Raw genomic sequence first — 377 nt, 5'->3', positions numbered from 1 at the left:
CTGACGGTCATGCGCACGATTCGTCTGCCGTGGACGCGTTCGGTGGCGTTCTCCATGCAGTGTACGCGTCCGATGCGTGGCAGTTTCAACGCCTTCGGGTCGTCTTCGATAAGGCCGAAGCTGCCGGTCGTGTATGCGAAACGCGGGACACTGGAGCGTTTCGACTTGTATTTCGGCCAGCCCACCCTACGGCCCGCGCGCCTGCCCTTCCTGCTGTCCGACCAGTTCCTCAACGCTTGGGACAGCCATTCAAACGCGCTGCTGTACGCCTCCTTGCTGTTCTCTCGCCACCACGGGGCGATTTCGTCCTTCCACTCGTTCCACCAGCGGCGCATCGCGTACAACGTCCAGTCCGGTTTCTCACCCAAGGAGATTTG

1 pseudogene is annotated in these 377 nt (G+C 61.3%); it reads right to left on the bottom strand.

Annotated features, from left to right (window positions below):
* Window positions 1–377: pseudogene (locus KSX58_RS10315) on the bottom strand (IS607 family element RNA-guided endonuclease TnpB); the annotation flags it as partial.

Origin of the sequence: Bifidobacterium sp. MSK.17.10 (genome assembly GCF_019129655.1) — a bacterium.
Classification (GTDB): domain Bacteria; phylum Actinomycetota; class Actinomycetes; order Actinomycetales; family Bifidobacteriaceae; genus Bifidobacterium; species Bifidobacterium adolescentis.
Note: the sequence above shows the minus strand (reverse complement) of the source record. Positions and strands in the feature narration are given on the sequence as shown.